General features: G+C 69.1%; 12 protein-coding genes and 1 pseudogene. 11 read left to right on the top strand and 2 right to left on the bottom strand.

The window, feature by feature from the left end; genetic code table 11:
• From PV410_RS39020 to PV410_RS39000, 5 genes and pseudogenes are all read left to right on the top strand, one after another.
• Positions 1 to 93: pseudogene (locus PV410_RS39020) on the top strand (MerR family transcriptional regulator); the annotation flags it as partial.
• 155 nt (positions 94 to 248) lie between these two features.
• Positions 249 to 1,052 (top strand): PAQR family membrane homeostasis protein TrhA, encoded by an 804-nt coding sequence (gene trhA, locus PV410_RS39015; protein WP_500331090.1) that lies wholly within the window; start codon positions 249 to 251, stop codon positions 1,050 to 1,052.
• Positions 1,053 to 1,465: 413 nt separating this feature from the next.
• Positions 1,466 to 1,669, top strand: coding sequence for a cold-shock protein (locus PV410_RS39010; RefSeq protein WP_326569993.1), 204 nt, complete (start codon positions 1,466 to 1,468; stop codon positions 1,667 to 1,669).
• Positions 1,670 to 1,980: 311 nt separating this feature from the next.
• The gene (locus PV410_RS39005; protein WP_500331088.1) at positions 1,981 to 3,495 is read left to right on the top strand and encodes a DEAD/DEAH box helicase; all 1,515 of its coding nucleotides are present in this window, start codon (positions 1,981 to 1,983) and stop codon (positions 3,493 to 3,495) included.
• Positions 3,496 to 3,541: 46 nt separating this feature from the next.
• Positions 3,542 to 3,946, top strand: a complete 405-nt coding sequence (locus PV410_RS39000; protein ID WP_500331086.1) for a CBS domain-containing protein — start codon at positions 3,542 to 3,544, stop codon at positions 3,944 to 3,946.
• Positions 3,947 to 4,159: 213 nt separating this feature from the next.
• Here the strand turns inward: PV410_RS39000 and PV410_RS38995 are convergent, their stop codons facing one another.
• Entirely contained in the window at positions 4,160 to 5,749 is a 1,590-nt protein-coding gene (locus tag PV410_RS38995) for an MFS transporter (protein ID WP_500331100.1), read from the bottom strand.
• A gap of 588 nt (positions 5,750 to 6,337) precedes the next feature.
• Between PV410_RS38995 and PV410_RS38990 the strand changes: the two genes are divergently transcribed.
• The gene (locus PV410_RS38990; RefSeq protein ID WP_500331084.1) at positions 6,338 to 6,904 is read left to right on the top strand and encodes a ricin-type beta-trefoil lectin domain protein; all 567 of its coding nucleotides are present in this window, start codon (positions 6,338 to 6,340) and stop codon (positions 6,902 to 6,904) included.
• A 165-nt stretch (positions 6,905 to 7,069) separates the two neighbouring features.
• Here PV410_RS38990 and PV410_RS38985 read toward each other — a convergent pair whose 3' ends face one another.
• The gene (locus tag PV410_RS38985) at positions 7,070 to 8,089 is read right to left on the bottom strand and encodes a LacI family DNA-binding transcriptional regulator (protein WP_500331099.1); all 1,020 of its coding nucleotides are present in this window, start codon (positions 8,087 to 8,089) and stop codon (positions 7,070 to 7,072) included.
• 385 nt (positions 8,090 to 8,474) lie between these two features.
• Between PV410_RS38985 and PV410_RS38980 the strand changes: the two genes are divergently transcribed.
• The 5 genes from PV410_RS38980 (at position 8,475) to PV410_RS38960 (ending at position 16,079) form a co-directional block, all read left to right on the top strand.
• Positions 8,475 to 9,761, top strand: coding sequence for an ABC transporter substrate-binding protein (locus PV410_RS38980; RefSeq protein WP_500331082.1), 1,287 nt, complete (start codon positions 8,475 to 8,477; stop codon positions 9,759 to 9,761).
• A gap of 12 nt (positions 9,762 to 9,773) precedes the next feature.
• Positions 9,774 to 10,736 (top strand): carbohydrate ABC transporter permease, encoded by a 963-nt coding sequence (locus PV410_RS38975; RefSeq protein WP_500331080.1) that lies wholly within the window; start codon positions 9,774 to 9,776, stop codon positions 10,734 to 10,736.
• A complete protein-coding gene (locus PV410_RS38970) occupies positions 10,733 to 11,650 on the top strand; it encodes a carbohydrate ABC transporter permease (RefSeq protein ID WP_500331079.1) in 918 nt (305 codons plus the stop codon). Before PV410_RS38975 ends, PV410_RS38970 begins: the two co-directional genes overlap by 4 nt.
• 89 nt (positions 11,651 to 11,739) lie before the next feature.
• The gene (locus PV410_RS38965) at positions 11,740 to 12,993 is read left to right on the top strand and encodes a glycoside hydrolase 5 family protein (protein ID WP_500331077.1); all 1,254 of its coding nucleotides are present in this window, start codon (positions 11,740 to 11,742) and stop codon (positions 12,991 to 12,993) included.
• Between the two features lie 59 nt (positions 12,994 to 13,052).
• Complete coding sequence (locus PV410_RS38960) at positions 13,053 to 16,079, top strand: alpha-mannosidase (protein ID WP_500331075.1); 3,027 nt, start codon at positions 13,053 to 13,055, stop codon at positions 16,077 to 16,079.
• The last annotated feature ends 148 nt before the right edge of the window (positions 16,080 to 16,227 follow it).

Genomic DNA, 16,227 nt, shown 5'->3' with positions numbered 1-16,227 from the left:
GCCTGCCGCATCGTCATTCTCGAAGACCAGCTCGCAGAGGCGCAGCGCATCAACGCCGAATACCGCCGCGCCGCATCCCGGCCCGACACCTGACCCGCAAATAGATTCGTTCCAGGTCATCAAGGCCTTGATGCCTTCGATGTGCCCGCCCCAGGGTGCCTGGCGAAGCCGCCCTGGGCCGCTGACCCCGCAGTCCGGGGCGACGTGCCGGGCCGCGCATTCTTCCGCCGACTTCAGAATGTGAGTGCATGATCGCCGAAGATACTCAGCCGCCGGCACACGGGTGGGAGTCCCAGCCTCGCCCCGGCGCCACGCCAGAAGTCCTCCACATCCCGGTGGTTGATGCGCCTGTTGGCGCAACCGGCCGGCTGACTGCCGGGCAGAGCGCCGCCGGCCTTGAAGGCGGGGTGGAGCGCGCGGCGGCTGCGCTGAAGCCGAGGATGCGCGGCTGGCTGCACGCCGGCGTGTTCCCCCTCGCTCTGGTCGGCGGCATCGTCCTGATCGCCGTTTCGCGCTCGGCCGCGGCAGTTGCGGCCTGCTCGGTGTACGCGCTGTCGGCCTGCCTGCTGTTCGCTACCAGCGCGGTCTACCACCGCGGAACCTGGGGGCCCCGTGGGGAGGCGGTCCTGCGCCGGCTGGACCACGCGAACATCTTCCTGATCATCGCCGGCACGTACACCCCGTTGGCGGTACTGCTGCTGCCCGCAGCCCAGCAACTGGTGCTGCTGGCCGTGGTGTGGGCAGGCGCCTTGGCCGGCATCGCCTTCCGCATGCTGTGGATCGGGGCTCCCCGGTGGCTGTACACCCCGTGCTACCTCGTGCTGGGCTGGGTGGCCGTCTTCTACCTGCCCGACTTCGCGCGCACCGGCGGCACCGCGGTGGTCGTACTCGTCATCGCCGGTGGCCTGCTCTACACCGCGGGCGCCGTCGTGTACGGACTCAAGCGCCCTGACCCTTCACCGGCCTGGTTCGGCTTCCACGAGGTCTTCCACGCCCTTACCATCGCCGCCTTCACCGCGCACTACACGGCCATCGTCCTGGCAGTCACATGACTGCCTCGGCGAGGCCCAGCCCCTCCTCCCGTGCTCAGCCACCCGAGGTCGGGGGCTGATCGGGGGCACGGCAGGCAAGACCTCGAGTGGCGAAGGGCAACCATCTTCCTTAACTTCGCGCTCCCTGCAGGCCAGTATCTATGACCGCGAAGCGAGGATTTAGCGCGTAGCGCGGGGAGAGTTTTACCCGCAATGAACAGAGTGAAGTTATTCAGCGTACGCGGGCCGATACGGCATGCTACTGTCGACCTCAGTTGCAGTCGCGGTTCCCAAAACTTCAAGCACCTCCGTGAGTATTTTCAGCCACTGGAGGCGTTTTTATATACCGGTTATTTTCCGGGCGGGGCGTCATCGCGGCGACACGGTGTCCGTACAGTGCGGATGCTGGTGTACTGCCCCAAAGGAGATTTGGCATGGCGTCTGGCACCGTGAAGTGGTTCAACGCGGCAAAGGGTTTCGGCTTCATCGAGCAGGACAGTGGCGGCGCTGACGTGTTCGCCCACTTCTCGAACATCGCCGCCCAGGGCATTGGCGAGCTGCGCGAAGGCCAGAAGGTCACCTACGACATCGCGCAGAGCCCAAAGGGCCCGACGGCCGAGAACATCGTTCCCGCCTGACGCCGGCGCCCGTTTTGTAGCTGATGCCCGAACCCCTCGGGGTGCGGGCACCAGTCGCGGGCATGTCCCACAGTGGTGTCACCTGTGGGACAACCCCCGCCCGCCGATGCGGACCTCTTCGGAGCTGCACCCGTCGACGTACTGGGTTCACGCCCACGTGAAGTCACCATTTCATCGCCTGCACCCCGCACTGGAGCTACCGCAGGCCAGATGCGCTTTCGCATTCCATTTAGGCCCGTTCTTGTGATTCCCCGCGCTGCTCTCCCGCTGCGGGAATTCCTTGATACGTGCCGTATCAAGGAAGGTTCTGAATGAACCCCACGCGTACGAACGACCGCTCCTCCCGCACCCGCCGCCGCACCGGCGGCCCCGCTTTCGGTTCCGCCGCCGGTTCGGTTCGGGGCAGCCGCTTCGGTCCGTCCGCCCCGAGCCGTTCCGGGGGTCCGAGCCGCTCGGGCGGCTACGGCCGCCGGCCCGCAGCCGTCCAGGGCGAGTTCGCCCTGCCGAAAACGATCACCCCCGCACTGCTCGCCGTCGAGGCGTTCGCCGACCTCGACATGCCCCGGGAGCTGCTGGCCGCGCTCACCGCGCAGGGTGTGGCGGTGCCGTTCCCGATCCAGGGCGCGACCCTGCCGAACACCCTCGCGGGCCGCGACGTCCTGGGCCGCGGCCGGACCGGCTCCGGCAAGACCCTCGCCTTCGGCCTGGCCCTACTGGCCCGAACGGCCGGACAGCGCGCCGAACCCCGCCAGCCGCTGGCCCTGATCCTGGTCCCCACCCGGGAACTCGCTCAGCAGGTGACCGATGCCCTCACCCCCTACGCCAGAGCGGTGAAGCTGAGCCTGGCCACCGTCGTCGGCGGGATGCCGATCGGCAAGCAGGCGGGCGCGCTGCGGGGTGGCACCGAAGTCGTCGTGGCCACCCCCGGACGGCTCAAGGACCTCATCGACCGCGGCGACTGCCGGCTGAACCAGGTCGCGATCACCGTCCTCGACGAGGCCGATCAGATGGCCGACATGGGCTTCATGCCGCAGGTCACCGCACTCCTGGACCAGGTACGCCCCGAGGGCCAGCGCATGCTGTTCTCCGCGACCTTGGACCGCAACGTCGACCTCCTGGTCCGCCGCTACCTCACCGACCCCGTCGTCCACTCCGTCGACCCGTCCGCCGGCGCGGTCACCACGATGGAACACCACGTCCTGCACGTGCACGGCACCGACAAGCACCGGATGACGACGGAGATCGCGGCGCGCGAGGGCCGGGTGATCATGTTCCTGGACACCAAGCACGCCGTGGACCGACTCACCCAGGACCTACTCAACAGCGGAGTACGGGCGGCCGCCCTGCACGGCGGGAAGTCACAGCCGCAGCGCACCCGCACCCTCGCCCAGTTCAAGACCGGGCACGTCACCGTGCTGGTCGCCACGAACGTCGCGGCCCGCGGCATCCACGTCGACAACCTCGACCTCGTCGTCAACGTGGACCCGCCCACCGACCACAAGGACTACCTCCACCGCGGCGGCCGTACGGCCCGCGCGGGCGAGTCCGGCAGCGTCGTCACCCTGGTCACCCCCAACCAGCGCCGCGACATGACCCGCCTCATGGCCGCCGCCGGCATCGTGCCCCAGACCACCCAGGTCCGCTCCGGCGATGAAGCCCTCAACCGGATCACCGGCGCCCAGACCCCCTCCGGCATCCCCGTCACCATCACCGCGCCGGCGCCCGAGCGGCGCAAGCGCAGTGCGGCCTCCCGCGGTCGACGCAGTCCCGCTTCGGGTGCCCGCCGCGTGAGCGTGCGGCAGTCCGCCTTTGACGCGGCGGCCTGAGCACCACGTGATCAGGAAACTGACCCATCTCTGCAGGAGGCACCTTTTGACGCTGGTCCAGATGCAGCCCGGCTCGGCGAGTGCCACCCCCGTGCACAAGACGGTGGCCGACGCCATGGACACCGCCGGACCGCAGGTCTGTGACGACATGACCGTCGAGGTGGCCCTGTCCGTCATGGCCAGTGCCCGCGTCGGGCACCTGCTCATCTGCGACAACGACGGCCTGTGCACCGGACTGGTCACCCAGGCCCAGCTCACCGCCGTTCGTGACAGCTCCGCCTACACCGACCGGGTCCAGCTGCGCGACATCCTCGGCGACCGCGGGCCGTTCACCTCGCCCGTGACCACGATGGCCGAAGCCGAGCACGCCATGCGCTACCGCCGGCTCGATGCCCTGCCTGTCGTCGACGAACAAGGCGGCGCTCTCGGCGTCCTCGCCCTTGCCCGCTGAACCGCCTCCCCGCGGCAGAACCATCCCCTCTTCTCCCCGTGAGGCATCATGTGCTGTGTCATCGCCCTGCGCCGACGGCTGGGGCCGGTGCCGCAGCAGGGTGAAGCAGGGCCAGCCGTGCGGGATCGTCCCGCGACATGAGGCCATCAGCAAGGATCGAGCGGGCGTGGCCAGGCCGGGGCTCTTGTTGTGATCCGTCCTGGATCGAAGCCCTCAGCTGGGCGAGGGCTTGCGGAGCCGGTCTGTCGGCAGGTGCCGGGTGGACGGGAAACTGGCGAGCGCGATGCCGGCGGTGGCGAGGACGGCGGCTTTGAGGCTGCCGAGCTGTGCCTCGGCGTACTCGGCCACGAGGGCGTCGGTCTCGGGCTTGGGCAGGCCTGTGCGCTCTGCCGCGGCTCGTACCTGGTTGGTGCCGACGAAGCTGACGCCCGCCTCGATGGTGATGCCGACCTGTTGACGTGCTGCGCTGGAGATCTGCGGGTTGTCTTCGATCCGGGTTGTGAACACGTGCACGAGTGCTCCGATGAGAAGCGAGCCGATGAGGGCGGTTCCCAGGGAGGATCCCAGGTTTTGAGCGGTGTACTGGAGACCGCCGACCTCGCTGCGTTCCGACTCGCCGACGCTGGATTGGACGACGTTGCCGAGCTGGGAGGCGAGCAGGCCCATACCCGTGCCCAGCAAGGCCATCGCCCAGGCGAACGAAAGATCGTTGAGGGACGGAGTGATGACGGCCAGCAGCCCGAGAATCGCTGCGATGAGAATCAGCAGGGCCGTACGGACCACTGTGCGGGGCGAGGCGAAACGGCCGAGCAGGGGGCCGCTCATGGAGACCACGAGCATGCTGCTCGACACAGGTAGTAGCCGCAGCCCGGTCTCGAAGGCACTGAGGCCCTGCACGATCTGGAGGTACAAAGGGATGACGAAGAACAGGCCCAGCAGGATGAGGTTCTGACTGAGCAACGCGGCAAGGCCGGCCCGCAGAGTGGGCACGCCGAACAGCGAGAAGCGTACGAGGGGCTCATGCTCTTGAGCCTCCTGCCGTCGCTCCCACAACCGGAAGAACCACAGCACGACGGCGCCTGCAGCGATGACGAAGAAGGTGAGGGAGAAGCCGAAGACGGTCACGGGGGAGTTGCGGGGCCGCAGCCAGCCCCAGTTGCTGCTTTGCAGGACACCCAGTACCACCAGGGCCAGGCCGACGGCGGACAGCACGGCCCCGACCTTGTCGAGATGCGGTCTGGAGCCGCGGTGGGGTTGATCCTCGATCCAGCGCATACCCAAGAGGATGGCCACCACCAGCACGACCTCGGCAGCGAAGACCAGACGCCAGGTCAGGTAGGTGGTGACCCAACCACCGACCAAAGGCCCGACTGCGATGCCGGCTCCGGCCAGGCCGCCGACGACCCCGTAGGCGACGGCCCGGTCCCGGCCCTGGTAGGTTCCGGCCACGAGGGCGGCAAGCGCCGGGAGGACCAGCGCCGCGCCGAGTCCTTCGATCACGGACCAGCCGACGGTGAGCACCCATAGGACCGGGGCCACAGCGGTGAGGGCGGAGCCCGTGGCGTACACGATCAGTCCGATGCCGAACACCTTGCGGCGTCCGAGCATGTCCCCGACTTTCCCACCTGTGATCATGAGGGCTGCCATGACCAGGGTGTAGAGGGTGATGACGGCCTGAATCGAGGTGACTTCGGTGTTGAAGTCCTCTACCAACTGGCTGATCGAGACGTTCATGACCGAGGTGTCGAGCACCATCAGGAACTGGGCGGTACCGAGGATGATCAGAGCCCGCCATCGCCTCACCGCTTGCACCTCCAGAGCTTCCGGTGTGCGTCACGGCTTGTGTGCGCGACCCCTCAGATCACCATAAGGCAGGCATACCCTTACTTTCGGTACATCCGTTGCCGAAAACGGGCTGCATCGATGGGACCGCCCTTGAACGGTGGAGTCTGTACCTGCGCGGCCTGTGTCGCTCAGTGCCCAGTGCTTCACCTACGACTCCTTCCAGCGGCCGACCGCCGCCTGGACCGACACCGCAGGCATCACCAACCCCAGCACGCGGCCGTCGGCAGCGTCGGAGGCTGACCACCGCAGCAGTCCAGACCACCCGTCAAGACCACCACCGTCGGTGGTCCTGCTCCCTATTGGCAGACCTACACCTACGACCTCCTCGGCGACCGCACCGGTGCCGTCAACCACGACACCACCGGCAACGCCCTCGCCGACACCACCCAGACCACGGCACACCCCGGTACGGACGGAACCGTCGCCGCGACGCTGCCCAAGCATGCTGGCGTCACCCCGACCAGCAATCCCGCCACCGGTACCGCCACCCAGACCCCCAGCTACCTCGACACCGGGTACACACCCAACAAGAACGCGGGCAACACCATGAGCCGGAAGGCCAGCGTCACCGGTCCCCTCGTCACCGGCTTCACCCTCACCGGCGGCGGCACCAAATGCATCGACGACACCGGCGGCGCCACCACCCCCGGAACGGTCCAGATCGACACCTGCAGCAGCACCTCCACGGCCCAGAAATGGACCATCGGAACCGACAGCACCGTCAAGGTCCTCGGCCTGCGCCTGGACACCAACGCCAACTCCACCGCCGCCGGCGCGCTGATCGTTATCGACACCTGCAACACCGATGCGACCCAGAAGTGGAAGGTCACCACCAACGGCACCCTGGTCAGCAACGCCGAGAACACCAGGTGCCTGGCCGACCCGTCGGCCAGCGCCACCAACGGCACCCAGCTCACCCTCGCCACCTGCGGCAGCACCGGCCAGACCTGGCATGCTCACCCAGCAGGACCTGAACTTTCAGATGTGGCCGCCCAACGCCAGATCGCAGTCGTCGCCCACAACCAGCTCGAGACCCCGCTGTACGCAGCCAGCATGGAGCGCAAAGCACTGGGCCTCACCTTCATCCGGGTGAGCCGTGCGGGACCCCGATGAGTCCTTGACACGTGCGAGACTGCATTCTGGGCCCCCCTTCGAACTGGTCCGCGCGGTCACGTTGACCTGGCTGTTCTCCGGTCAAAAAGCCACTGCGCCGTAGGGACACCCGCCCGCGTCCCGGGCCGGCTGCGCAAGGGAGTCAAGTTGCGGACGCCCCCTTGCTTAGGTGCCGGACGGTGCGGCGGTGCTGCCGCGTTCGATGAGCTGGGGGAGCGGCAGAGTCACATCGCGGGCCACGCCGCCGTCGAGGAGGGCGGTCAGTTCCTCGGCCGCGGTCCGGCCGAAGGCCACCGCGTCGCGGGACAGTGCGGTCAGCCATGGCTGGACCAGGCGGCACACAGCCGAGTCCTCCCAGGAGACGATGGAGACGTCGTCGGGCACGTCACGGCCCAGGCCGACAGCCGCCCCCCAGCCCGCTGCCGCCATCACGTCGTTGTCATAGATGATCGCCGTAGGCGGATCGGGCTCCTGTAGCATCCGGCGTGTGGCGGCGGCGCCCTCTGCGTCAGAGTAGTCCGTCACCACGGACCGTGCCGCATCCAGCCCTTGCCGGGCCGCCTCCTTCGTGAGCGACTCGATGCGGCGAGCGGTGTGAGCCAGGGTCGGAAGACCCGCGACATGGGCGATGCGCCGGTGGCCAAGGGCGTGCAGACGGCCGACCACGGCGGCCATGGCCTGCGCGTCCTCGACCCGCACCTGTGACAGACGGCGGTGCGCACCGGGGTCGGACTCGGGAAGGGCGCCGATCACCACGCCGGGGAGGCCGAGTTCATCGAGCAGGGCTGGGCGCGGATCGTCAGTGCGCGGGTCGACGACCAGTACCCCGTCGACGCGGTGCTCGGCCCACCAGCGACGGTAGACACCGCACTCGGCTTCGGTGTCCTCCACTACCTGGAGCAGCAGGCCCAGATGCCGCGGGGCCAGCACCTCCTGGATGCCCGAGACCAGTTGCAGGAAGAACGAGTCGACGCCCAGGGTCTCGGCGGGCCGGGCCAGTACGAGGCCCACCGTCGCCGCCCCTTCGCCGGACAGGGCCCGTGCCGCGGCGCTGGGTCGCCAGCCGAGCTGCTCGGCGACGCGGCGCACACGGTCGCGCGTTGCCTCGGAGACGCCGGGACGGCCGTTGAGCGCGAACGAAGCAGCGCTCTCGGACACCCCCGCCCGCTGGGCGATGTTCTTGATCGTGGGACGGCGGCGCCCGGCCGGACGGCCGTGCCCCGGCGCATCGGCCCCGCCTCTGGCCTGCTGCTCGTCTGCCACCGCGAGTGGTCCCCTTCCGTGCATGTGAGCACACATCGTACGGCCCCGCGCATGTTTCTCCGACCAGGGTGGACGGACGGAACTAAAGCGCTTCAGCGAACTTGCCCTAAAGCGCATTAGTTGCGAGCGCAAGACGCCTCTCACACTCGCTCTGACCTGCTCATATGCATCGACCAGGAAGAAACCTTCAGGGAATTCGTTGACTTTCCCCGCGACGGCTGGAATGGTCTCCTCCACGTGCGCACCCGGCCGGCCCAGCCCCGGGGCGTCATCCACGCGCAAGGTCCGAGCAAAGGAGCCGTCCACCGTGCGTTCCTCCTACAAGGCGGTAGCCACCGCCGTCGTCGCCGCCGCGACGTTCTCCCTCGCCGCCTGCGGGAGCGGCGGGGGAGATGCGTCCACCGACTCGTCAGGCAAGGTGACGGGCACGATCACCTTCCAGACCTGGAACCTGAAGGCCAACTTCGCGGGCTACTTCGACGGCGTCATCGCCGACTTCGAGAAGAAGTACCCGGGCACTCACGTCAAGTGGGTCGACCAGCCGGCCGACGGCTATGCGGAGAAGCTCAGTGCCGACGCGTCCGGTGGGACCCTCCCCGACGTCGTCAACGTCACCCCCGACTTGCTGGCGCCGCTCGCCAAGGCCGGTCTGGCCCTGGACCTCGACAAGGACGCGGCGGAGTACAAGTCCGAGTACCTTCCCGGTGCCTGGTCCGCCGACGTAGTCCCGGGCCTGGAGGGCACCTACGCCTTCCCGTGGTATCTCAACACCGGTCCGCTGTTCTACAACAAGGCGCTGTTCAAGGAGGCCGGGCTGGATCCGGAGAAGCCGCCGAAGACCTACGACGACCTGTTCGCCGACGCCCTTGCCATCTCCGAGAACAGCAAGGGCAAGGTGGCCACCCTGTCCAACGTGCCCACCATCGAGGACTTCGGCCGTTACGGGGCCCAGCTGGTCAACAAGGACGGCACCGCGTTCACCTTCAACGACGCCAAGGGCGTTGAACTGCTCACGCACTACAAGAAGCTGTACGACGCGCACGCACTGGACCCGCAGGCTCTGACCGCCACCCCCGAGTCGGCCGGCCACAAGTTCCTCACCGGCGCGGTCGCCATGAACCCCGGTAGCGCGCTGGACCTCAAGAACTTCAAGACACAGGCGCCGACGCTCTACAAGAACATCGGGATCACCGACCAGATAACCAACACCGGCAAGGTCAACGTCTACGTGCAGAGCATGATGGTGAACTCCAAGGCCAAGCAGAAGGCTGCCGCCATCGCCTTCGCCCACTTCGTCACCGACAACACACGGCAGATGGCCTTCGCCAAGCAGGTCGCGATCTTCCCGAGCACGGCCGGAGCTCTGAAGGACCCGTACTTCACGAAGGAGGACGGCACGGACGAGACCCGGGTGCGGATCGCGGCGGCCAGCTCCCTCGCCAACGCCGTGAACTACACCCCGGTGCAGTTCAGCGACCAGATGAAGACCGCCCTCGGCAACCAGGTGGCCAAGGCGCTGCAGGGCAAGGAGAGCCCCAAGGAAGCGCTTGACAACGCTGTCAAGGAAGCCAACCAGCTCCTCGCCCAGAGCTGACCGGGATACGCCATGACGTCCTCGACCGCCCCTGGCACGATCGCCGGCGGTCCGCGGGCAACGGCCGTCCGGAGCTCCGGCTCCGGCCGGCCGCGCCCCCGCGGGATCCGCCGCCACCGCTGGTGGAGTCCGTGGCTGTTCGCCGCGCCGGGCCTGATCGTGGTGTGCGCGTTCAGCCTCTGGCCGTTCTGCAGCACCTTGTACAACTCGCTGACCGACCGCCGGACGCTCGTCGGCGGCAGCTTCGTCGGGTTCGAGAACTACCGGGCCCTGGTCCACGACGACGCGTTCTGGATCGGGCTGCGCAACAGCTCCCTGTACGTGGCGGGCGTGGTCCCGGCGCTGGTGGTCCTGCCGCTGCTGCTGGCCCTGCTCGTACAGCGCCGCATCCCCGGTATCGCCTTCTTTCGCGCCGCCTTCTACACGCCTGTCGTCGCCTCGGTGGTCGTGGTCGGCCTGATCTGGGTGTGGTTGCTCGACGACCGCGGCCTGCTCAACTCCATCGTCACGGCGGTGGGCGGGAGCCCGGTCAACTTCCTGGGCGAGCAGTGGACCCTGCTGCTGAGCGCCATGGCCCTGACGATCTGGAAGGGTCTGGGCTACTACATGATCATCTACTTGGCGGCGCTCGCCGACGTCCCGCGCGAGCTGCACGAGGCGGCCGCGGTCGACGGCGCGGGAGCCCTGCGCCGCTTCCTCACCGTCACCGTTCCGGCCGTCCGCTCCACGATGGTGCTGGTCGCGGCACTCTCCGCGGTCTCCGCCTTCAAGGTCTTCACCGAGGTGTACGTCCTCGCCGGGCCGAACGGCGGCCCCGCAGGCGAGGACACCACGCTGGTGATGCTCGTCCAGCGCACCGGCACCGGACTGACCGGGCGGGTCGGGTACTCCTCGGCCATCTCCGTCGTCATCTTCGTGGTGGTGGTCGCGCTGATGCTGCTGACCCTGCGCGCCGACCGGAAGGAGGACGCGTGACCAGCGCCACCGACACCCCCAACGCTCCCGCCACCACGCCGGCCGCCGGTCGTCGGCCGCGACGCGGAGTGCTGGACGCCGACGGCCGCCGCGTGCGGGTCCCCGAGCTCGTACTGCGCTACCTGCTGCTGCTCGCCGTCCTCGCCATCAGCGTGGGACCGTTCCTGTGGCAGCTGTCGACGTCGCTGAAGGGCCCGCACGAGGACATCTTCAGTACGCCCCCTTCGTTCCTGCCGCAGCAGCCCACCCTGCACAACTTCGGGCGCGTCTCCGAGACCATCCCGGTGTGGGACTACGCGCTCAACTCACTGACCGTGGCGGTGTCCAGCGTCGTCACCAACTGCGTCGGCGCGGCGCTCGCGGGTTACGCCCTGGCCCGGCTTCAGCACCGCGGACGGCGCGCGGTCCTCCTGGCGTTCGTGCTGGCGATGCTGGTGCCCGTGGAGGGCCTGATCATCGCCCAGTTCACCTTCGTACGCGACCTCGGCCTGAACAACACCTTGATCGGCGTATTGCTCCCCGGCTCCGTCGGCGCGCTGAACGTGTTGCTGATGCGCAACGCCTTCCGCAACCTGCCCAACGAGGTGGAGGAAGCCGCATACATGGACGGCGCCAACGTCTGGCAACGCTTCTGGAGCATCGCCCTGCCATCCGCGCGGGGCACCCTGGCCGTCGTGGCGATCTTCGCCTTCATGGGCGCCTGGGACGACTTCCTGTGGCCCCTGGTGGTGCTGAGCGACCCCTCGAAGTACACCCTGACGGTCGGCCTGAACTACCTGCACGGCACCTTCGCCAACGACGAACGCCTGGTGGCCGCCGGGACCATCATCGCGGTGGCCCCCCTGATCGTGCTCTTCGGCGCCCTGCAGCGGTACTTCTTCCGCGGCGTCGGGGAGGGAGCCGTCAAGGGCTGACCGTACGACCCCGCCCAGCACACCGGCACCGCCCCATCCCACTGCTCCGCCCCCGGCGGAACAGGGCCCCACGAGAGTCAGGACACCCGATGCCCGCCCAAGGACCGCGCTTCGGCGCCAACTACACGCCCAGCCAGGGCTGGTTCCACCACTGGCTCGACTTCGACCTCGATGCCGTGCGCAGGGACCTCGACGCGATCGCGGACCTCGGCCTGGACCACGTCCGGGTCTTCCCGCTGTGGCCGGTCTTCCAGCCCAACCGCTCCCTGATCCGGCCCCGGGCCGTCGAGCAGCTCGTCGCGCTCGCCGAGGCCGCCGGCGAACGCGGCCTCGACGTCAACGTGGACGGACTGCAGGGGCACCTGTCCAGCTTCGACTTCCTGCCCTCCTGGACCCAGACCTGGCACCGGCGCAACATTTTCACCGACCCCGACGTCGTCGCCGGCCAGACCGCCTACCTGAGCACGCTGGCCGCCGCCCTGGACAGCCTGCCCAACTTCATCGGCATGACCATCGGCAACGAGATCAACCAATTCTCCGGGCCGCCCCATCCGGACCCCGACCCGATCACCCCGGCCCAGGCCGCCGCCTGGCTGCGGACCGTGCTCGCCGCATGCGAGGACGCCGCCCCCGGCAGGCAGCACCTGCACGCCGCCTACGACGCCGCCTGGTACCTGGACGGGCACCCCTTCACCCCCGCGCACGCGGCGAACCTGGGGGCGATGACCGCAGTGCACTCATGGGTCTTCAACGGCACGGCCCAGCGGCACGGCCGCACCGGAACGGCCACCGAACACCACGCCGCCTACCTCATCGAGCTGTCCAAGGCATGGGCCGGCGACCCGCACCGCCCGGTCTGGCTCCAGGAGGTCGGCGCGCCCGCACCCCTGATACCCGCCGAACACGCCGCCGACTTCACCGAGGCCACCGTCGCGAACGCCCTGGACTGCGAAGACGTATGGGGCATCACCTGGTGGTGCTCGCACGATGTCTCCCGAGACCTCGCCGACTTCCCCGAACTCGAGTACTCCCTCGGCCTGCTGACCAACGAGGGCAAGGTCAAGCCGGCCGGCGAGGCCATCCGGAGGATCGTGGGGGAGCGCCGCGCCGAACCGCGCCGGCCCGCCCCCCGGACCACCGCGCTCGCCGTCAACGTCGGCGACGACGATGCGGCCCCCGACCGCTCCGTGTGTGCGCCCGGAGGCGCGTTCTACGAGGCGTTCGTCCGACTCACCGCCGACGGTGTCCGCCCCGCCGCCGTGCTCGCCTCCCGCGCAGACGACGCCGCCCACCTTGCCGCACGCGGCATCACCGAAGTCGTCCGGCCCGACCAGGTGCACTGACCCGCGGCACTCCTACCTGACGTCACTCCTTCCGCACCACCCGCACAGGAGCCATCCCAATGCACGACGACCGCAAGCTGGTCGAAGCCCGCCTCAAGCGCGTCCTCGACGAACGCATCCGTCCCGCCCTCTACCCGGACTCGACACCGCTCGAGGTCGCCGTGTGGACCGCCCCGGGAGAGCCGGTACCCGTTGCCGAGGGCCTGACCGCCCCCGCAGAGCCGATCGCCGTCGGCGATCGCTGGGGCGCCCCCTGGGGCACCAGCTGGTTCCGTGTCTCAGGCACCGTGCCAGAGGCGTGGGCCGGGCGGACCGTCGAGGTGGTCCTGGACCTCGGCTTCGACGAGAACATGCCCGGGTTCCAGTGCGAGGGCCTGGTCTACCGGCCCGACGGCACCCCGGTGAAGGGTCTCAACCCCCGCAACCAGTGGGTCCGGATCGCCTCCCCCGCCAGCGGCGGTGAGCAGGTGCTGCTCCACATCGAGGCTGCCTCCAACCCGGTCCTGCTCGACTACCACCCCTTCCTGCCGACCCAGCTCGGCGACAAGGACACCGCGGGCAACGACCCCCAGTACACCCTGACCCGCATGGACCTGGCCGTTCTCGATGAGACCGTCTGGGAGCTGGTGCAGGACCTGGAGGTGCTCGGCGAGCTCATGGCAGAGCTCCCCGAGGACTCCGACCGCCGCCACGACATCCTGCGCGCCATCAGCCGCGCCCTGGACGCCATCGACCTGCAGGACGTCAACAGCACCGCGGCCGCCGCCCGCGAGCGGCTGGCCGGCGTCCTCGCCGTACCCGCCCGGCCCACCGCGCACCGCATCAGCGCGGTCGGGCACGCGCACATCGACTCCGCCTGGCTGTGGCCGCTGCGCGAGACCGTGCGGAAGGTCGCCCGTACCACGTCCAACATGACCGCCCTGCTCGAGGACGAGGGCGACTTCATCTACACCATGTCCCAGGCCCAGCAGTACGCGTGGATCAAGGAGCACCGCCCCGAGGTGTACGCGAAGGTCAAGAAGGCCGTCGCGGAGGGACGCTTCGTGCCGGCGGGTGGCATGTGGGTGGAGTCCGACACCAACATGCCCGGCTCCGAGGCGATGGCCCGCCAGTTCGTTCACGGCAAGCGCTTCTTCCTCGAGGAATTCGGCATCGAGAACGAGGAGGCGTGGCTGCCCGACACCTTCGGCTTCGCCGCCGGCCTCCCTCAGATCATCAAGGCCGCCGGGTCGAAGTGGCTGCTCACCCAGAAGATCTCCTGGAGCACCATCAACAAGTTCCCGCACCACACCTTCACCTGGGAAGGAATCGACGGCACGCGGATCTTCACCCACTTCCCGCCCGTCGACACCTACAACTGCTCGATGAAGGGCAGCGAGATCGCGCACGCCGCGCGGAACTTCAAGGAGAAGGGCAGGGCCCGGCACTCCCTCGCGCCGACCGGCTGGGGAGACGGGGGCGGCGGCACCACCCGCGAGATGATCGCCAAGGCCGCCCGGATGCGCGACCTCGACGGCTCTGCGACGGTCCACTGGGAGACGCCCCGCGAGTTCTTCACCAAGGCCGAGACCGAGTACCCCGACCCGCCGGTGTGGGTGGGCGAGCTCTACCTCGAACTGCACCGTGCCACGCTGACCAGCCAGGCCCAGACCAAGCAGGGCAACCGGCGCAGCGAACACCTGCTGCGCGAGGCCGAACTGTGGGCGGCCACCGCCGCCGTGCGGACCGGCTTCAGCTACCCCTACGAGCAGCTGGACCGGCTCTGGAAGACGGTGCTGCTGCACCAGTTCCACGACATCCTGCCCGGCTCGTCGATCGCCTGGGTGCACCGCGAGGCCCGCGCCACGTACGCCGCCGTCGCCGAGGAACTGCTCGGCATCATCGACGCCGCGCAGCGTGCCCTCGCGGGCCCGGCCACGGGCGGCGAACTGGTCTTCAACGCTGCGCCGCACACCCGTGCCGGCGTGCCCGCCGGCGCCGCCGCCCCCGTGGCCCCGGCTGCGGCCACGGCACCGCTTCCCCGCGACGGCGGCGGATTCGTCCTCGACAACGGCCTGCTCCGGGTGGAGATCGACGGGCGCGGCCTGGTCGTCTCCGCGTTCGACCTCAGCGCACGCCGCGAGGCCGTGGCCCCAGGAACGGCGGCCAACCTGCTGCAGCTCCACCCCGACTTCCCCAACCAGTGGGATGCCTGGGACGTCGACGAGTTCTACCGCAACACCGTCACCGACCTGACCGACCTGGAGGAGATGGCCCCGGCCGGCGACGGCACCGCGTCGGTACGCGTGGTGCGCCGCTTCGGCTCCTCCTCGGTCACCCAGCTGCTGTCCTTGGCTCCGGGCGCCAAGCGCCTCGACATCGACACGGAGGTGGACTGGCAGGAGACGGAGAAGTTCCTCAAGGCCGCCTTCCCGCTGGACGTGCACGCCGAGCGATACGCCTCCGAGACTCAGTTCGGACACGTCTTCCGGTCCACCCACACCAACACCAGCTGGGACGCGGCCAAATTCGAGGCGTGCAACCACCGTTTCGTCCACGTCGAGGAGCCGGGCTGGGGGGTCGCCCTGGTCAACGACTCCACCTACGGGCACGACGTGACGCGCACCGTGCGTAACGAGGACGGCGGGACCACCACCACTGTGCGGGTCTCGCTGCTGCGCGCGCCGCGCTTCCCCGACCCGGAGACCGACCAGGGGGTGCACCGCTTCCGGCACGCCCTGGTGCCCGGGGCCTCGATCGGCGACGCGGTCGCCGAGGGCTACGGCATCAACCTCCCCGAGCGCCGCGTGCCGGGCACAGCAGCGGTCGAGCCTCTGGTCGTCCTGGACAACGACGCGGTGGTCGTGAGCGCGGTCAAGCTCGCGGACGACGAGAGCGGCGATGTGATTGTCCGGGTGTACGAGTCGCGGGGCGGGAGGGCGACCACGCGGCTGCGGCCGGACTTCACGGCGGCCGAAGTCACCGCGACCGACCTGCTGGAGCGGCCGCTGCCCAGCGTGGCTAGCCCGGAGTTGGTCGACGGCGCCGTAGAACTCCTGCTGCGACCCTTCCAGATGGTGACTCTCAGGCTGACCCGTAGCAACTGATGACGGCACGAACGCGATGCCCGGAAGCCGTGCTCGGCTTCCGGGCAACGCCGACAGGGACTGAGCCGGGCACCGACCCGGAACACACAAGCGGCGGAGGACGGGCGGTCGCTGCACTCCTCGTGCCGGCCCGGTCACCGGCCCGATG

It is taken from the genome of Streptomyces sp. PA03-5A (genome assembly GCF_033792725.1).
Taxonomy (GTDB): domain Bacteria; phylum Actinomycetota; class Actinomycetes; order Streptomycetales; family Streptomycetaceae; genus Actinacidiphila.
Note: the sequence above shows the minus strand (reverse complement) of the source record. Positions and strands in the feature narration are given on the sequence as shown.

What these genes read in the sequence shown, in the direction of transcription:
- PV410_RS38975 (WP_500331080.1), top strand. Translation starts at nt 9,774, where the DNA reads ATGACGTCCTCGACCGCCCCTGGCACGATCGCCGGCGGTCCGCGGGCA.
- PV410_RS38965 (WP_500331077.1), top strand. Translation starts at nt 11,740, where the DNA reads ATGCCCGCCCAAGGACCGCGCTTCGGCGCCAACTACACGCCCAGCCAG.
- PV410_RS38990 (WP_500331084.1), top strand. Translation starts at nt 6,338, where the DNA reads ATGAGCCGGAAGGCCAGCGTCACCGGTCCCCTCGTCACCGGCTTCACC.
- trhA (WP_500331090.1), top strand. Translation starts at nt 249, where the DNA reads ATGATCGCCGAAGATACTCAGCCGCCGGCACACGGGTGGGAGTCCCAG.
- PV410_RS39010 (WP_326569993.1), top strand. Translation starts at nt 1,466, where the DNA reads ATGGCGTCTGGCACCGTGAAGTGGTTCAACGCGGCAAAGGGTTTCGGC.
- PV410_RS38960 (WP_500331075.1), top strand. Translation starts at nt 13,053, where the DNA reads ATGCACGACGACCGCAAGCTGGTCGAAGCCCGCCTCAAGCGCGTCCTC.
- PV410_RS39005 (WP_500331088.1), top strand. Translation starts at nt 1,981, where the DNA reads ATGAACCCCACGCGTACGAACGACCGCTCCTCCCGCACCCGCCGCCGC.